At 51.8% G+C, this 16038-nt stretch carries 25 protein-coding genes; 23 read left to right on the forward strand and 2 right to left on the reverse strand.

All coding sequences use genetic code 11. From position 1 onward, the window contains the following. Positions 1–109 precede the first annotated feature (109 nt). From CCE92_RS15855 to CCE92_RS09020, 15 genes are all read left to right on the forward strand, one after another. On the forward strand, positions 110–277 hold the full coding sequence (locus CCE92_RS15855) for a hypothetical protein (protein ID WP_155522834.1): 168 nt from the start codon (positions 110–112) through the stop codon (positions 275–277). Positions 278–526: 249 nt separating this feature from the next. Then, positions 527–658: a hypothetical protein gene (locus CCE92_RS16305; RefSeq protein ID WP_277621522.1), complete on the forward strand. Its 132-nt coding sequence runs from the start codon at positions 527–529 to the stop codon at positions 656–658. Positions 659–879: 221 nt separating this feature from the next. Next, on the forward strand, positions 880–1155 hold the full coding sequence (locus tag CCE92_RS08960; protein ID WP_088007189.1) for a hypothetical protein: 276 nt from the start codon (positions 880–882) through the stop codon (positions 1153–1155). Positions 1156–1173: 18 nt separating this feature from the next. After that, positions 1174–1581 carry a hypothetical protein gene (locus tag CCE92_RS08965; RefSeq protein WP_088007190.1) on the forward strand — a complete coding sequence of 136 codons (408 nt, stop codon included), beginning with the start codon at positions 1174–1176 and terminating at the stop codon, positions 1579–1581. After that, positions 1566–2174 carry a hypothetical protein gene (locus CCE92_RS08970; protein ID WP_088007191.1) on the forward strand — a complete coding sequence of 203 codons (609 nt, stop codon included), beginning with the start codon at positions 1566–1568 and terminating at the stop codon, positions 2172–2174. Before CCE92_RS08965 ends, CCE92_RS08970 begins: the two co-directional genes overlap by 16 nt. Then, entirely contained in the window at positions 2174–2740 is a 567-nt protein-coding gene (locus CCE92_RS08975; protein ID WP_088007192.1) for a hypothetical protein, read from the forward strand. Before CCE92_RS08970 ends, CCE92_RS08975 begins: the two co-directional genes overlap by 1 nt. Before the next feature lie 322 nt (positions 2741–3062). After that, entirely contained in the window at positions 3063–3281 is a 219-nt protein-coding gene (locus CCE92_RS08980) for a hypothetical protein (RefSeq protein WP_162287846.1), read from the forward strand. Then, positions 3282–5192 carry a phage tail tape measure protein gene (locus CCE92_RS08985; RefSeq protein ID WP_088007194.1) on the forward strand — a complete coding sequence of 637 codons (1911 nt, stop codon included), beginning with the start codon at positions 3282–3284 and terminating at the stop codon, positions 5190–5192. A gap of 24 nt (positions 5193–5216) precedes the next feature. After that, positions 5217–5630 carry a hypothetical protein gene (locus tag CCE92_RS08990; RefSeq protein WP_088007195.1) on the forward strand — a complete coding sequence of 138 codons (414 nt, stop codon included), beginning with the start codon at positions 5217–5219 and terminating at the stop codon, positions 5628–5630. Further along, on the forward strand, positions 5630–6046 hold the full coding sequence (locus CCE92_RS08995; RefSeq protein WP_162287847.1) for a phBC6A51 family helix-turn-helix protein: 417 nt from the start codon (positions 5630–5632) through the stop codon (positions 6044–6046). Before CCE92_RS08990 ends, CCE92_RS08995 begins: the two co-directional genes overlap by 1 nt. Before the next feature lie 86 nt (positions 6047–6132). Further along, positions 6133–6711, forward strand: coding sequence for a DUF3990 domain-containing protein (locus CCE92_RS09000; RefSeq protein ID WP_088007197.1), 579 nt, complete (start codon positions 6133–6135; stop codon positions 6709–6711). A 5-nt stretch (positions 6712–6716) separates the two neighbouring features. Then, the gene (locus CCE92_RS09005; RefSeq protein WP_088007198.1) at positions 6717–6941 is read left to right on the forward strand and encodes a hypothetical protein; all 225 of its coding nucleotides are present in this window, start codon (positions 6717–6719) and stop codon (positions 6939–6941) included. A 220-nt stretch (positions 6942–7161) separates the two neighbouring features. Further along, entirely contained in the window at positions 7162–7788 is a 627-nt protein-coding gene (locus tag CCE92_RS09010; RefSeq protein WP_088007199.1) for a MerR family transcriptional regulator, read from the forward strand. A 363-nt stretch (positions 7789–8151) separates the two neighbouring features. After that, positions 8152–8916: a hypothetical protein gene (locus tag CCE92_RS09015; RefSeq protein ID WP_088007200.1), complete on the forward strand. Its 765-nt coding sequence runs from the start codon at positions 8152–8154 to the stop codon at positions 8914–8916. Between the two features lie 1472 nt (positions 8917–10388). Next, a complete protein-coding gene (locus CCE92_RS09020) occupies positions 10389–10673 on the forward strand; it encodes a YolD-like family protein (protein WP_088007201.1) in 285 nt (94 codons plus the stop codon). A gap of 19 nt (positions 10674–10692) precedes the next feature. Here CCE92_RS09020 and CCE92_RS09025 read toward each other — a convergent pair whose 3' ends face one another. Beyond that, positions 10693–11049 carry an SHOCT domain-containing protein gene (locus CCE92_RS09025; RefSeq protein WP_088007202.1) on the reverse strand — a complete coding sequence of 119 codons (357 nt, stop codon included), beginning with the start codon at positions 11047–11049 and terminating at the stop codon, positions 10693–10695. A gap of 153 nt (positions 11050–11202) precedes the next feature. After that, on the reverse strand, positions 11203–11448 hold the full coding sequence (locus CCE92_RS09030) for a helix-turn-helix domain-containing protein (protein WP_088007203.1): 246 nt from the start codon (positions 11446–11448) through the stop codon (positions 11203–11205). Positions 11449–11632: 184 nt separating this feature from the next. Between CCE92_RS09030 and CCE92_RS09035 the strand changes: the two genes are divergently transcribed. The 8 genes from CCE92_RS09035 (at position 11633) to CCE92_RS09065 (ending at position 15853) form a co-directional block, all read left to right on the forward strand. Further along, positions 11633–11941: a hypothetical protein gene (locus CCE92_RS09035; protein WP_088007204.1), complete on the forward strand. Its 309-nt coding sequence runs from the start codon at positions 11633–11635 to the stop codon at positions 11939–11941. Then, the gene (locus CCE92_RS09040) at positions 11938–12261 is read left to right on the forward strand and encodes a hypothetical protein (protein ID WP_088007205.1); all 324 of its coding nucleotides are present in this window, start codon (positions 11938–11940) and stop codon (positions 12259–12261) included. The genes CCE92_RS09035 and CCE92_RS09040 overlap by 4 nt, the downstream gene beginning before the upstream one ends. Before the next feature lie 334 nt (positions 12262–12595). Then, positions 12596–12838 carry a hypothetical protein gene (locus tag CCE92_RS15710; RefSeq protein ID WP_144391000.1) on the forward strand — a complete coding sequence of 81 codons (243 nt, stop codon included), beginning with the start codon at positions 12596–12598 and terminating at the stop codon, positions 12836–12838. Further along, entirely contained in the window at positions 12795–13277 is a 483-nt protein-coding gene (locus CCE92_RS09045) for a helix-turn-helix domain-containing protein (RefSeq protein ID WP_088007206.1), read from the forward strand. Before CCE92_RS15710 ends, CCE92_RS09045 begins: the two co-directional genes overlap by 44 nt. 240 nt (positions 13278–13517) lie before the next feature. After that, positions 13518–14450 (forward strand): hypothetical protein, encoded by a 933-nt coding sequence (locus CCE92_RS09050; protein ID WP_088007207.1) that lies wholly within the window; start codon positions 13518–13520, stop codon positions 14448–14450. A gap of 96 nt (positions 14451–14546) precedes the next feature. Further along, positions 14547–14774, forward strand: a complete 228-nt coding sequence (locus CCE92_RS09055) for a helix-turn-helix transcriptional regulator (RefSeq protein WP_088007208.1) — start codon at positions 14547–14549, stop codon at positions 14772–14774. A gap of 51 nt (positions 14775–14825) precedes the next feature. Beyond that, positions 14826–15491 (forward strand): hypothetical protein, encoded by a 666-nt coding sequence (locus tag CCE92_RS09060; RefSeq protein ID WP_088007209.1) that lies wholly within the window; start codon positions 14826–14828, stop codon positions 15489–15491. Further along, the gene (locus CCE92_RS09065) at positions 15491–15853 is read left to right on the forward strand and encodes a cysteine-rich VLP protein (RefSeq protein ID WP_088007210.1); all 363 of its coding nucleotides are present in this window, start codon (positions 15491–15493) and stop codon (positions 15851–15853) included. The genes CCE92_RS09060 and CCE92_RS09065 overlap by 1 nt, the downstream gene beginning before the upstream one ends. Positions 15854–16038: the final 185 nt, after the last annotated feature.

Raw genomic sequence — 16038 nt, forward strand, 5'->3', positions numbered from 1 at the left:
ACGGTCGGCTACGGTAGCGTCATAACGACGTACAGGCTGCGGGAAATGTCCGCGGAGCAGATCCAAGACCGCGGGCTGACGAAATATTTCAGATGCGAGGTGATGGACGATGGGCCACAAAAAACGGGCGAAAGATTTCCGATCGGTGAGCATACACCGTAGACGGAAGAAAGCGAACGAAGGCCACGGCTGGAGCCAGCGTATGTTAAAAAAGCTCGAAAAAATCGCCGCAGAAAGCGAACAGCAGCCGGAAACGGACGAGGAAGGACGTTATTAAGTTCTGCGGTTTTGCAGCGTGGTCAATTCGCTCTGTTGAGGGTGCACCAAGGAGTAAATAAATCACGGGTCGAAAATTAGTCGGCGACGATGCTTCAAAACGCCAGTCTGACGGGCTTAACAGCTTTTACAGACGCTTTTAAACGGCCTTTTATGGTAAAAGGTTGCATAAAAGACGCCATAAAAGAAATAAAACTTTACGGATATAACTTTTTAACGCTCAAAACGACACGGAAGGAAGTGACTGCGAATGCCTGAAAGGAAGAAACGGAAGCCGAGAAGCCGCCCGCAACCGCCGAGCATTCCGCTGCTGGAACGCCTCGAAGCCGACACGTTCGAAGCGCTGCGGAAGATGCAGACGGGAGCCAAAAAGAAGGACTGAAGGGGTAACCGGGAAATCGGCCGGTAGGGGGTAAAGGGGTGCCAGGAACCCGCGGATTACCCGTCCAACCTCTTGACCCTCTAAGAAATAAGCCGTTTTTACAGCTCATACTATTTAGAGGGGAATCAGGTACCCAAACCATACATTTCTGCTTTTCGTTTCATATCCACTTAGCCGCAATACCGGAACCAACCTAAACGAAGGAAAAAGGAGCTTATTCGATGGATAAAATACACGAGTTAGAAAAGAAACAGCAAAAATCGGAACAGGATTTCTTGAATCATTTTTCCGCGTTGAAGTTAGCGATCGAATTTATCGTTAATGAAGCGCACGTCGATACGCCGCTGCGTAAATACCTGCTCGACCATAAGAAAAAGGGCAGCGTAGGCCACAAGCTAATCGAAACCTATATCGAAGATGAACGGCTGCAGCTGGAAGAACGGCTAGAAAGGGAACTCCACCCGGAACGATTCAAAAACGACATTCCGACTAAATAACGGAAGGGGCGCTGAACCGTGTTCGCAATCGCTAACATCGAAACACTGCACGCGCGCGACCTCGCCGTCGTCCACGTCTACGGCAGCACGGATAACAACGATGTTCACCATCTCGTCGATCAGCTTATGCGTCCGTTCGAATCGAACGAGCAGGTTATCGACATGCTTCGGGAATACGACGTCACCGAAGTCTACACCGCTGACTATTCGCTGTTTTCCGCCCTGCTGCAGACGCCCGGCATTAAAGGTGAAATCAAGCACCGCCTGGACGTCGCGGAAACGAAGCGTGCTGTCGATCAGTACGCCGACATGCTCATCGACGTGCTCGAAATCGAACTGACCGACGAAGAACCGCCGCCACTGCCGAAATGGAAAACGTATCTAATACGAAAACTGGAAGGGTTGATCGAATGGCTAAGAAACTAACGAAACTGGAACAATACAATACACAGAAACAGCAAACGGATCAGCAGGTGCACCACTTAAACGCAGTAATTGGAAAAGCTGACGAAGAGTATCAGACGCTGAAAGCGCAGTATGAAGCGAAGGTACGCGAAAACGTGTTGCAGGGTGTCGACGATATGTCGGAAGCTGATCGTCTAGCAGACGCCGTGGAAGCCGCTGAAAAGGTCTGCAGGCGTCGCCGTGAGGAATTTGCATCAATGCAGCATGTTCGTGAAGTAATGACCGTCACGCCCGAAGATGTAATCGAAGAATACCATGCAGAAATTGCGCCGAAATTCAAAGCGTCCAAAGTAACGCCTGCACTTGAACGGATCCGTGCCGCGAAAATCGCTTATGCCGAAGCTATTCTCGCTTATAACTGTGTAAAACGGGAATTCGTGGACTTCGAAAGTGAATACAAGGAATCGTTCGGAGAATCATATAAATACAGGTTTGGCAGAGTGCTGCCTGAAAAGCGGGCGGAGTTCGATCACTACTTCTTGCGGTCAGGTGACCTCGATAGACTGGAACGCGATATAGTGCCGGATTTACTTAAATCGGAGGTGCAATACTAATGGAGAAGTTCACAAGTCAGCGCCAGCTCGCCGAAATGCGAAAAATGTCGGGCGGCAATCAACGAAAAATTGCCAAATATGCCCTCGCCAAGCGTGAACGTGAAGACCTCATAAAGAAGTATTTCAAGGACGAAGGGCTGCCATTTCCAGTTAGTCCGTCGCCTCAATACGTTCAGCAGCTCGAAAAAGAAGCGAAAAGCGGCGACGAAGCAGCGCAGATGCGACACGCCATGATCGCCGATGTCATCGAAAGCCAAGACTACGCCAATAATGGCGCGCACCGTGACGCAAATAGCACACTGAGCGACATGCGCCAAAAATTGAACAACGGTGAGTCAATTACACAAGCCGATTTAAAAGCGACCGAGTCAGCCGTGCGGCACTTCTCGTCGACACAGAACCTCGCGCTATACACGTTGGTAAAGCGTGCCGCGGAAGCAGCCGCCGAGGAACCGGCACCGCAGCCCGAAAAGGAAACGCCTGCCGAAAAGAGCGAACCGGAAAGCGACCGATACGCCGAACTGACGGCACAGATCGCCGAATTGCAGAAGAAAATCAACGAATAACCGATCGGCGCGCGTTAGAAACTGCGGCAGTTTTTTAGACATTTGCTGCGCACAGGAGCGCGACCTTACTTCCGCCTGCGCTATAACTGACTGCGAGCGTGGAAAACTCGGGACAGGAGCAGGCATCTCCATAGATTTATATAATCGGGGGCTTACCTTGTCGCCCCTGGTTACCTTTTAAAGCCTTCAATTAAGCAAAATGGCCAATTGCTTAAAGAATGGGCTTTTTTATTTCGTATAGAAAAGGGTGGTTCAATTGCTGCATAAAAAGAGATTAAAGTACGCAGCCCTCACGGTTCATGCTGACAGCATAATCGACATGATGGGGCAGAAACACATTCCACGGATGCACATTTACAACCTGGAAGCACGCCGCGCCGATTTCACGGACGGCACGACCGCCGATGTCTGCGCACAGAACCTGATCGGCAAGGTTTTAAAGCTGATCGACGTTTACAACACCGGCGACAACTTCAACGACCTGAAAGCGGCTTCTGTCGCTGTTCAGACGGCGACCCTCGCGCTTAAGGCGGTGGTATAAATGGCTTACGAACTTAATGCGGTATTAAAACTTACCGACCAGCTTTCGAAACCGATGCGGCAAGTCAAGAGGGCCGTCGAGCAGACCGACCGCGCATCTGACGGCTTGAAACGGTCATTTAGGCAGACGGCAACACGCCAGCACGCACTAGGCGCCGCAACCGCCTCACTCCGCGGCAAAGTGTCGCAGCTCGGCATCTCGTTCCATAACACCGCAGAGGACGCGAAGGACTTCAGTCGTTACTCGAATAAGGCGTCATCATCACTGGCGGGATGGGCGGCCGGCATTATGGGCGTGTACGGGGCGCAGAAGCTGCTCAGTTCGACGATCGGCGCCGCGATGCAGACCGATTACCAAAAAGTCAGCCTGCAGGCGCTGTTCGCCGGCGATGCGAAGGCAGCCGACCAGCTGTCGAAGTTCATCGAAGATAAAGCGATGAAATCGGTTATGGATTACGGGGAAGTGCTCGGTTCCGTCCAGTCGTTCGCCACCGTAACGAAGGACGTCGGTGAAATCGAAAAGCTCGTCAATCTGACGGAACGGCTGTCGTACCTCAATCCGATGGAAGGCGCGATGGGTGCCGGTTATGCAATCAAGGAAATGCTCGGCGGCGACCTCGTTTCGCTTCGTGACCGTTTCAACCTGTCGAAGGATCAAGTCGCACCGCTGAAGGAAGCCGTCGGACAGGCGGCCAAACTCCAGGCGCTCGACAGTATACTCAGCGACATCGGCGTCAACGCGGAATACCTCGGCAAAGTGAACGACACGACGTTCGCCAAGTGGAACAAACTAACGGACACAATGCGGGCGGCCCTGCGCAAGCTCGGCGAGTCGGCGCTTGATTCGGTCGGCCCGATGGTCGATAAGATGACGAAATTCCTCGAAGGCAGGGAGTTCGCAAAACTGCAGCAGGAAGCGTCGGTCGCGTTTAGCAAGATGTTCGAAAACGTCGGCGCCTTCGTGACGATGCTCTACGAAAACCGCGCGGCAATCGCACAGTTCGGCAAGGACTCGATCAAGGTGCTCACCGACGTCGGCAAGATCATTAAATCGGTCGCCGTCTTCACCGTCGAACACTGGTCGAAGATCAAGCCGGTACTGATCGGCGTAGGGGCTGCGTTCATTGGGCTGAAGGTTATCGGCACGGTTATGACGGTCATTTCCGCCGCTACGAAAATATTCGGAGTGCTTAAAACCGTCGTAGCAGCCGTGCGTACCGGCTTCGTACTCGCCCGGATATCGATGCTGCTGTTCCCTGGTACGTGGCTCATAGCGGCTATCGGCGGAGTCATTGCGGCAGGCGTGGCGCTCTTTAAAAACTGGGATACGGTGAAAGCGAAAACGCAGGCGCTATGGGACAAGCTCGGAGCCTTCAAAGGCGTGGCGAACCTCGTACTCGGCCCGATCGGCTTCCTGATTCGTGCGGCTGTCAATCTTGCAGAAAACTGGGACAGCACAAAGTCGGTCTGGGAAAACGTCTGGGGCGCGATTAAGAGCACCGCGGTCAGTGCCGCAAACGAAATCGCTGACAGCATCAACGGCATGATCGGCCTAATCAACAAGATACCGGGCATCGACATTCCGAAACTGCCGAAGCTGAATGTCAGCGGGGAGCTAACGGGCGTCGATACGTCGGCTCTATCCAGTAAGATCGGCGGCGCGAAAATCGAAGGCAGCCATTTCCACGGCATTGACTCGATTCCGCGCGACGGCAATTACCGTCTGCATAAAGGTGAGAGAGTGGTCACACGGGCGGAGAACGAGGGACGTAAGAGCGTCTACCGCCGCAATGCCGCCCCGGTTGTCAATATCACGATGAACGGCGTAACGATCCGCGAAGAAGCGGACATCAACCGCATTGCTGACCGGCTGGCGATTAAGCTCATTGAAGTCGGCGAAGCTGGCGCATAAACGAATACGAAGGAGTGAAACGGCATGAGCGTAGACATTGAACGCATACGGCAAGAACTCGCGGAGTACCGCAAAGCTAACCCGGCCCAACAGCCGCCCGTATACGAGCCGACAACGGCCGACATGAAGGCGGTATTCATCGAAGTACGCAACGTGATTCTGCCGGCTATCGTGCGCTATACGAAGCTGGTGAACGGTACCGACCGCGTGCTCGACATCGACACGGCGAAGCTCGAAGCGCAGGCCGCCCGCCTGCAGCCGGTTTGCCGGTGCGATAACGACACCCTGCGGACGAGCGCCCGTTTTTTAGCGGGTGCGGTCCGTTTAATCGCCAAGCGCCATGAATACGATGCGGTCGATTTAAGCCGCCGTCTGTACTTAGATACGCAACTCGCGATTATGTACGAAGAATACGAATGGAAAGGACGATCAGTATAATGGCACTTACACTCAGAGAACTGAAAAGCCGGCTCTCACCGGAGCAGCTTCAGGCGGCCGAACTAATCGCCGCAAACGAATTTGCCGGCAAGCAGCGTAAAAAGCAGGAAGAAATCGCCCAGGAGATCGGCGTCACGTCGCGCACACTGCGCAACTGGCGGCAGAATAACGATTTCGTCCGCTATACAAGCGTCATCAGCGAACGGGAACTCGATAACGTGCGGCCAGCGGTGGACGCGGCGCTCTTTAAATCGGCGATGAACGGATCCGTTAACGCGATGAAGCTGTACTATCAAGTGACCGGCAATCTCGTCAATCGCAGCGAAATCGCTACGGTAGACGCCAGCGAACGCAAGCAGCTCACCGACGAGGAACTTCGCAAAGGCATCGACGAACTGAACGACATGCTGCAGTAATACTCATAAATACTGGTTCCGTTGCATCTTACTGTAAACCCGCGTTATTATGGAATGAGTAAATACAACGGAAATAGGGTAATTAAATGTTTAAAGCAGCCGCTCAATCACAACTGAAGTTCCGCTTTGCGACGCATTGGTATCATGGAACGTTTGAAAATTCCTATGACTTGATAAAAGCACAAGGAATCAACGTTATGTATAACAGCAGACGTTTGCTAGATTTCGGGCCGGGGTTTTATCTAACTACTGACAAGGAACAAGCGAAAAGATTTGCTGTGTTAAAACAAAGAGCCTTAAGATTCAATCGGGACCAAAAGCCTTGTGTTATCAGTTTTGAGTTAGACCCGAATGAGTTGATGGAAAAGTACGATGGAGCTTTTTTCCATGAATTTGATAAAGATTTCGCTGATTTCGTCGCCGATAACAGGAAAAAATTAGGCTTGCAACACTCTTTTGATTTTGTTTACGGAAGAGTCGCAGATGGCACTGAATTAGTGGATAGCACTTCGGATTATGTGAATGGGAAAATAAGCCCAGAACAGTATTTAAAGAAAATTAGAAATCCGAAATATGAAGATGACGATCAACTTTCGATACACAATCAAGAAATTCGTGATATGATGAAATTAGTAGATATGAATCTAATCACAGAAAGGGGTTGAGTGAGTTGATGATCAAACAAAAATTAAATGCTCAACAAGTATTCACAAATCATGCCGTATCTTTTATGCAGGAAGCTTATGACGTTGAACGAAGTATAGCTGAGGGCTTGATGGCGAAATATATCAGTGACATTGATGTTAGTGATCCAACCACGCAACATCTTGGCCCCGACTATTTTGCTACTCAAATTTTAATGGAAGAAAACGTCATAGAATATCAGCCAATGTAAACAGGGAACCTTAATCGGTTCTCTTTTTTTGTGTAGATTAGCGGGGTGGCTTCGGCTGCCTCGCCCTTTTTTTGTGCTCTCGACTGACGAACGGCCGTGCGAACGGCGTGCGCGCGCCGGACGAGCGCCCGAAGAATGCCCCATATTGCTTATATGACGGGGTTCAGCGTATAATCGGGGTAATCAACGCGAACGCCAGACGAACGAGGAGTGTGCGCACATGGCAGACGATCAAAACGTACATATCGAACCAACCGTAACGAATACATATCGCACCCGTAGCATTGCGGAACTGCTGAAGATCAGCACGTCCAGCGTCCGCAAGTACGCACTCGCGCTGGAAGCCGCCGGCGCACAGTTTAATCACGACGAAAAGGGCGAACGCCTCTACGATGAGCGCGATTTTAAGGCGTTCAGCCACATGCGAAAGCTCATAAGCGAAGGAAGCACGCTGAAGGAAGCCGCGGCCAAGTCCGGCACGTTGCTGCAGAGCGAACGACAGGCACGGCGCGAAGCCGGCGAAGTCCTTATCCGTAGCGACCGTGATCTTGTCGTCGCTTTGGCCGACGAAATCAAAACCCTGCGGAAAGAGAACGCCGAGCTGCGGCAGGCCTTCACCGAAGTGACGCGGCAGAACTCGCTCATATTGGCGTCGCTTAGTCGCCTGGAAGCGCTGGCCGAGGATGCTGAAGACGATGAGCAGGACGCTGACGGCGCAACAGCCAACGAACAGGGCGCGAACGGCGTGCGCATACCCCCGCAAGTTGAAAAAAATTCCGCAGAAAATGAAAAAGCGCCCGAACCGAAGCGGCGCGGGCTTTTTGCGAGGTTATTCGGCAAGGGTTGACGGCGTTTAAGGGCATGCGAGCGCCGCCAGTGTGGCGCAAGTCTGAAAAATTACTATTGCGAAGGTTTCGTATTAGCGTTACGCTAGTAACAACTAAATCGCACGGAAATAGCAAAAAGGTGAAGCCGCTACAGAGGACTGCAATCCACTGTAACCGGTAAAGTCGGTCCGCACCCGACGTCACCACTTGCTCCACCTTTTTATAGATGCCCTCAGTTTATGACATATGAGCGGTATTGTAAAGGGAAATACGTCATTTTCGCGGTCAGTCTTTGCGTTAATGTATTCGGGGACAGTGGTTACGTCGAGTAAATTCGATTTAACCGTTGTCCCTTTTTGCGTCCGTAAAAGGAGCGTACCGTAATGACCATCGTACTCAGCCACCACAAAACATTCGAACACGTTGAGGAAATGAACGAAACTATTCGGATCCACCTGCGCACCCACCGCTACAACCTGACCGAAACCGCTATCAAGGCGCTCGAAGTCATCAGCCGCCACGCCGTGAAGTATCCTGGCGCTGCCTGGCTTAAAATCGACACACTGGCCGGCATGATCGGTAAATCTCCGGTTACAACCCGCCGTGCTGTCGCCCTGCTGGAACGCCTGCACATCGTCGAGCGCGTCGCTTTCATGCGTAAAAAGTCCGGCGGCAACGGCGGTAATATCCTTCGCGTACTGCCCGCTGAGCCTATCGACGACCGCCCGTCGACGACCGCCCGTGCAGATGCCGAGAAGCCTACGGCCGCAAGCGCTGAAGCCGTTAAACGCGAGAAAGAAACCACAACTCCTTTAAATCAACAAAATACATATGATACGGCGCAGTCGATTAAGCGGGGACTGACCGTTAAACTGCCCGCAGTGCTGGCGAATACACTTGCGCCATTCTTTGATACAGACGAACTCTACACCGCCTACGGCGTCATGCTGCGGGCAAAAGCGAGCGTCGATCGGTCTATCGCGTTCGAACACCATGAAGACGCCTACAGGGACGCCGTTCTCAGCGTCATGCACGCCTATAAACGGGGCAAGGTGCGTAATTTAATGGCGGTGCTGTACCGCGCCACACAACGGACGACCAAAGCGCTATACGTGCGCCAATTAGCCGAGGAAGTATTTGCCAGTTAACGCCTGTGCTTGCGGGTGGTTTTTCGGTGACGTTAAAATACCTGCTGTACTGAGTTACAGAAGGTAATAATCTTTAAAGAAAAATAAAATACACCTAAGAAAATTGGGTCATACGGCCTCTTTTAAACAGAATAGGGTCAAAGTATTTAGTTATTGTTTTCAAAATAGATAATTATGACTATACTAATCTGTTGACAACGGATTGCGGTATCCGTAAAATCAATTAGTGACATAAAGTACATTAGCTTTATGATGTCTCTATGTCGCTATTTTTAAGGGTTTACGGTGTTATAATAATTAGTTTTAAAACAATTAAAAAAAAAGGACCCCGTCCCCACGGAGTCCATCAAATGTTTACCTTATCCTATCCCAGAAGCAGTATTGTTACCGTGACGATGCCTACTGCCAACAACCCCATTGTTGCCAGTAGCATTAGTAGCTGCATCAATTCGTTTGAAGTCATACGGATACCTTTACCTTTCAAGTATTTGCCTGTCGCGTATTCAGTTTAGTTTTACACGAATAGCTCTCACCCCTATCTTCAGACGGAATAATTATACTCTATATTCTTCCAAAAAAGAATAGTCTGTCTTATTTATGTATAATTTTTTTGCTTTTTTTTCGCGTATCGCCGTTATGGCGTATTTTTTTTGTCTAAATTCTAGTTTGAAGGATCGGGATACGCTTATGTTAGTTAGGACAGGTCTAGTGGTCCGACATTGCCATCCTAGCTGGACGATTCAACTCTCTTCCGTTTATTTCCGCTGGTGCATGTCTTTGGGCGCCTATTTGCGGAGTGGCAGCGGCGTTTACGTCCGTTTACAGATACGGCGATTCCGAGTGCAGAGGGCGCCTGCCGCGTGCGTGCTCGAAAAAATGGGGGGGTGCAGGCGTCATTATTCGGCAGATCCGGGCGTTTTGCAGGCCGTTTATATGCAGCGTTTTATACAGCGCAAAACGGGCGGGTATGGGGTGCATATCGTGCATATCGGTCGAAATGGGCGTGTATATGGCCGAAATGGGCACGCATAACGGACGCCGGTTTACGGAATGCCGTCATATCAACGTTCAGGGGCGCTAATTTGGTTTACATAAGATAGATTATCGGAAGTAAAGAGGAATTTGAATGAACGGTCAAAACAGAGTTATGTATATTCTTGCATGTCAAGCGATTTCCTGCGGTCGGTGCCGCGGCCGGCGAAAATCCGATGCCCTCCAAGACTACCCTCGCCGGGCCGCTCGTCTTCACTTTACTCAATCCGAAAGTCATGCCGAAACCGAGGGGCAAATGCGCCCGATCTGACGTTCCGCCCGGCACACCACCGGAAAGCCCGCGACCCAAGGCGATTTTATGCAGAAACCGGTTCAGCCCCGAAAAAATTTGCGCAATATTTTTTAAAACCGAGGGGTTCATTCGCTGGCTTCGTCGGGTATAATACGAACATACGTTCCAAACGAAAGGGGCGAACGACATGGCGAACTGGGACGGCTTATTCATCACGCAATGGCCGGCGGATCGGACGGACGAACCGTATCTGACCGACGAGGAACGCGCCTGCATTCACGACACGCTCACGAAGGCACTGGCGGACAGCTGCAGCGTCTATATGCAGACGTGGCACGGCCGGCACTTCCGGCATCACCGCGGCACGATACGCAGCGTGGACGTCAGCAAGCGCACGCTCACTTACGCGGATCCGTTCGGCGAATGGACGCTGCCTGTCGACGAGATTACGGCGATACATATAACGGATTGAGCACGACTAACCCCGCAGGCTAATCGCGGGGCTTTTTTAATTGCGGTTCGGTTTCTTCATCGATGGTCGTCCGGTACATGTCGATAAAGTGCTGGCATTGCGCCTCGGTCACCCCGTGTATCGCTTGGATCCTGCTGCGGTAAACCAACGCTGACGTCATGCGGTCAATATATTCGTCTTCTTCGATTTCCCCGTGCCGATACAGACGCGATATCTCGTTTAGTTCGTCTTTCACCCACGCGAAGCCTTGCGCAGCTTCCGTATTGGATGACAGTTTGACCGGTCGTGGCCGCTTTTTCCCGAATGATCCGACGACGATCGCACCAATACCAAAAATAAAAACTGCCCATACGACTACTCCGAAAAGAAATTCCACACGAACCACTCTCCGCCCTTTTAAGCAAATTATGACATAAAATACCGCTGACATTGCGCCTCAGACGCATTTAACTCGCGGCTGGCCGGTAACGGTACGTAAAAGGAGCGCAGGACGGCCAATTTTTCACAAACAAAAACGCCTGCAGCAGAATCAGCGGGCGTCTCGTTCATATTTGATAATACTGTCGAGCGTGTACGTTTTTCCGATGCCTTTAGCGGCTGCGAAATCGTTCAGCGTATCGAGTATCTTTTCCATTGTTGCCAGTTCGATCCGCTTAGTGTTGCCGCGATACATTTCGAGCAGGCTGGCTGGCCGCGTCTTCGATTCCACCGCCAATTCATTCCGCGTGGCACCTAACTCCGTCAGAACTTCTTCCAGCTTGAATACGAACCCCATACAGATCCTCCATTCCGGTTGGCTAATAACTCAATTATACATGACGAATTATAGGAGTAATACTTTTAAATGAAAAAACTTTTTTAATTTCCTTGACGTATTACTTCAGAAGTAATATATTGAGTGTAGAAGTATTACTGCTGAGTCACTTGCACCCACTACAAACATTCGGGAGGAATTATTCATGCAAACAGAAATGACGGTAACCCACGAAACCACCACGGAAGACCGCGGCATCCTCGCTTTTACATTTACCAACCGGCCTGCCGCCGATCGTTACGAAACAATCCGGCTGTTTAACGACGTTCACGCGGTCATCTATCACGATGCCGACGCAATGGGCATCGAAGTCCTCAAGGGGGACGGCAGCCAGAAGACGCTTGCTGTGCTCGCCCTAAACGACGCTACACGCCAGCTCGTTGACGACATCGACACGATGGAAGCCGTCGAAGTGTTTGCGCTCATGGCCGAATACGGGGGCGTCGAGCTGTGAAGGCGGTCAAGGTACGCATCACCTTCGTACTGGACGACGGCGGCACGGACGAGCAGCCGGGCTACCTGTTCGGCGATTCGACGCTGCTTGTCACGTACCCGGACGCCTGGAACTGGTTCACCGTGCGCAACCGCAGGCTGGCCGACAGTCTGACGGCCGACAACCAGCTGACCGTCGTCGCTGAAGACGATTACGCGGTCGTTGAGGTGCCGGTGCTCGACGGGGCGGATCCGCTGCAGCTGGCGGACATGAATGCGGTCGATTACATGACGGCCGTGTCGCGGGCCGCTACGAACGATATACACGGCCACAACGACTGAATAAAGAAGCCGCCAAGCACCGCCGGTCAGCCCGCCAACTGATCGGTTATTTTTTTGCCTAAAAACCTCCGAGTTTCCGTTTGGCGTCGGATATACAAGTGTAGAGAAAAAAATTTAGCGAATTTGTAACCAAAACGCATCTGAGCGGTGATATATCAGTGTAGGCAAAAAAATTGGTGAAAAACTCCCCAAAACAGTTTGGCTCGTTAGATTCTTATGAGAGCAAAAAAGGAGATGAGAATGAAACCTGTAATTTTTCACGAAAAACGTACCAATCTGTATTCGAGCGGTTAGATACAAGTAGGAACAAAAATCATCGAAGGGGGGTGAAATCATGCACGCACAGCAACCGCAATATTTATACAAGTTTATCCGGTCGGTCAACGTCGCTCACGCGCTGATACGGCTCGGTCACGAATGCGTCGGCGCCGCAGAATCTACGCAAACGCCCGGCTATTTAACGTTTAAATTCAAAAATACGCCAGAAGTCGAAGCGGATCTACAAAAAATCTTTCAAAACGGAGGCAAAAACAATGTCAAACAGCCAAAACAGCGGAAATCGCCCCGCATTCAATAAGTCGAACCCTAGCGCCAACGGTCAGAAGTTCATTCCGATTCCATCCAACGCCCGCCACTACGTCCATCACGACGCCATGAGCGCCGACAAACTCTTTCTCTACGCCCTCATCATCGACTATTTCAATGTGGATACCGGCGTAGCGTGGCCGAGCGTCGAACGGCTGGCCGTCGATTACGGTAAATCATCGAAAACGACCGGCCTCCATATCCGCGACCTCATAACGGCCGGCTTAATCGTCAGGCCGAAGACGGGGAAGTACGTGCCGCTGGAACCACTTTCGCCCGACGACTTCTACGCAGCCAATCCGTCAGCCCTAAAACGAATGCTGGGCTTACGTGAAACGGCTAAGAAGCGGTCGGAAGAAGGCCTGGAACGCCTCGAACAGTTCCGCCGGGAAAGGGATACACGCGTAAATGACGACCATACACACACGTAAATGGCGTCTTTATGTACGCGTAATTATGACGCATAAACGAAACTTACGTAACTAGATTTACAAACGAGATTTAAGAGATAGTGCCGCCTGCAAGCAGACGTCACAACGATGTAAATAATAACGGTATATCCGGTACAGGTATTGATCGATAGTTCTTTCTTCAAAGAAGAACAAGAGATATCCGACACGCGTAACTGCTACGCGTACATCACCAAAAATCAGCCAAACAGGGGGAACCACATGCCAGCTACAATGCCAATCAAATACGAAGTCTCTATGTCACTCGCCAAGAAACTATCGAAACGGGATAAGAGATTCCGCGTCTTTCGGGTCAGGCCGTCCAATCAAGCCCCTGCACGCTTCGTCCTCACGATCACCTTCAAGCAACTCACCAAACTTAAAGCAACCCACCGCTTCATACCGAGCAAAGATTTCCCACAACGAAAACTCACCGACTTAACGCAATACACCAACGTCGACGACGTCCGCCTGAAGCGAGCGCCCGTCACCACGCTCGAAGGCACCGCCAATGCGTTCATTCTCGCTTCAGAACGCGCCGAACAGGCGGCCATACGCGCAGACCCGCCCGTTTACTGCCGCGGCTATGTAGAACGCGCTGACTACCCGCTGACGTCGCTCTACAGCGATTACAAGGACATGATCGAGGCGTCGACGCTTTTGTTCATGCTGCGGCTTCAGGCGTTCGGTACGGCGGCCTGGGCGACACTGGACGCCATTGTAACGTGGGACGACTACCGGGACGAGCGCAAGAAGTGGCGCAGATGCCGGCATAAATTCTGCCTGAACTACTTTCCGGTGCTGCGGTCGAACTTCAAAGGGCAGAAAACGAAGCGGATCGACGCCGGTTACTGCTGCGAAGGCTGCAAAACGGACGCTAAGAACGCCGAAACCCGTTTCAAGCAGACCGGATCCTATCTGCCGGTTCATTACTACTTGCCGCGGCAGAGCGATTCGGTAGGCGATTCCGTCCGCGACCATGAAAACGCGACGCCTGCGGAGGACATCGAGAAGCAGAAAGACCGCAATAAACCTGAACGGTTTGTGCCGGTTAAGAACGACCGGTCACCTATCGGAGAAATGCGTGTTTTCAAGTCGAAAGCGGAGGCTGAGGCGGCATATATTCCCGCAAAAAATGCCCGAAGAATCGCGTAATGGCGCGGTTTATCGGGGTACTTTCCCCCTAATAATATGACGGGGCAGGTGCCCCATTTTTAACGGGAGTTAACGAAACAAAAGGGGGTTTTTAAGGTGAAAAGCAATAAATTTAACAACTTCAAATATACGCGCCTCTGGAAAGGGTTAAGCGTGCAGAGCATGGCAAACGCCCTGGACACGAGCACGGCCACTATATCAGCCATCGAGAACGGTCACCGGCAGCCTACGGCAGAAATACGGGCGAAGTATGCACGCGAGTTCCCGATCGACGACTCTTTCTTCACGTTCATTGCCGCTTATGAGAAAACACTGGACTACTAATCGGAGCCACGGAGAAAAATACATGCTAAACAGCTAACAGGATGGTGCGAAATGGAAAACCATAAACGATGCCCGCAGTGCCTCACAGACAAGCCCCTAACCGAATTTCACCGCAGCAAACATGCGAAGGACGGCCACCAGTCGTATTGCCGCGATTGTAATGCGAAACGCGTAAAAGGATGGCGGGAAGCGAACTACGATAAATTCCTCGCCTCACACAGCAAGTACAACGCAAAGCGAAACGGCACACTGCGAGGGCGTGCACGCAAAGCCTACGATAAATCGGTTCACAAGTGCCGACAGCTCGGCTTGTCGTCGAATTTAACATTTACAGACGTGCTCGCGCTGTTCGAGAAGCGCACGAACTGTCCGTACTGCGGTTGCTCGATCGGCATGGACGAAGGGCAGGAGAAGCCGACCGCGGAACATATTTATGGATTTAAAACGGTTGTAGGCGGCGTCAATCACCTGCTTAACTTCGAGGTCGTCTGCCATACGTGCAACATCAAAAAAGGAAATAAGCATGTTTACGACTGGTATCAGCAGAGCGACGCGTTCACGGATCAGCTATGGCGCCAGTTTGTTCGTAACTTTGCGGAAAGACTCGCAGAACGGCCGGTCACTGAAGCGGAAATCGACAACGTGGCGGAAACCCTTCGCGCTGAAGCCGCAGAACTGGCGGAGTACGCCGAAAGGGAACGGGGTGACGCCTCGTGATGCCGGACAAAGCAACCGCCGCCTTCATCAAGCGCAACTGCGCCAATTACGACAAGGACGGCAAGTGCCTGCTCGACTTAACGGAAAGCGGGCGCCTCTGCCCGTTCATGCACGACGTGCCGTACCGATGCAAATACGGCCGCGAGTCGGTGCTGCCGGCTGACCCGGATCTGTCGCTTAAATACGAGGCGTCGATCGGCCAGGCGGCCACGGCCGGCAAAGCGTGCGCAGACTGCGGCGAACCGTTCGAACCGAAGTCCAACCGGCAGGAGCGTTGCAGCTCGTGCGGGGCGCATCACCGGCGCAAAAAGAAACGCGGCTACAATCGCGAGTACCAGCTGCGCAAATACCGGAACAACTAAGGACGATTAAAGGGCGGTTAGCCGGCTATACAGCCGATTCTCGGCGTTGCAGGCGGTGAATTAGCCGCGGGGCAGTCCGTCAGGCCCAGAAACCTTCGGAAGCCGTCAGCGGCGTTCTAAACGTACGTAAAGGGGCGAGCGTATTGAGACAGATTGAACCGGGCGTTTACCAACAGCCGCCGCCG

This window comes from Indiicoccus explosivorum (assembly GCF_002167005.1).
Taxonomy (GTDB): domain Bacteria; phylum Bacillota; class Bacilli; order Bacillales_A; family Planococcaceae; genus Indiicoccus; species Indiicoccus explosivorum.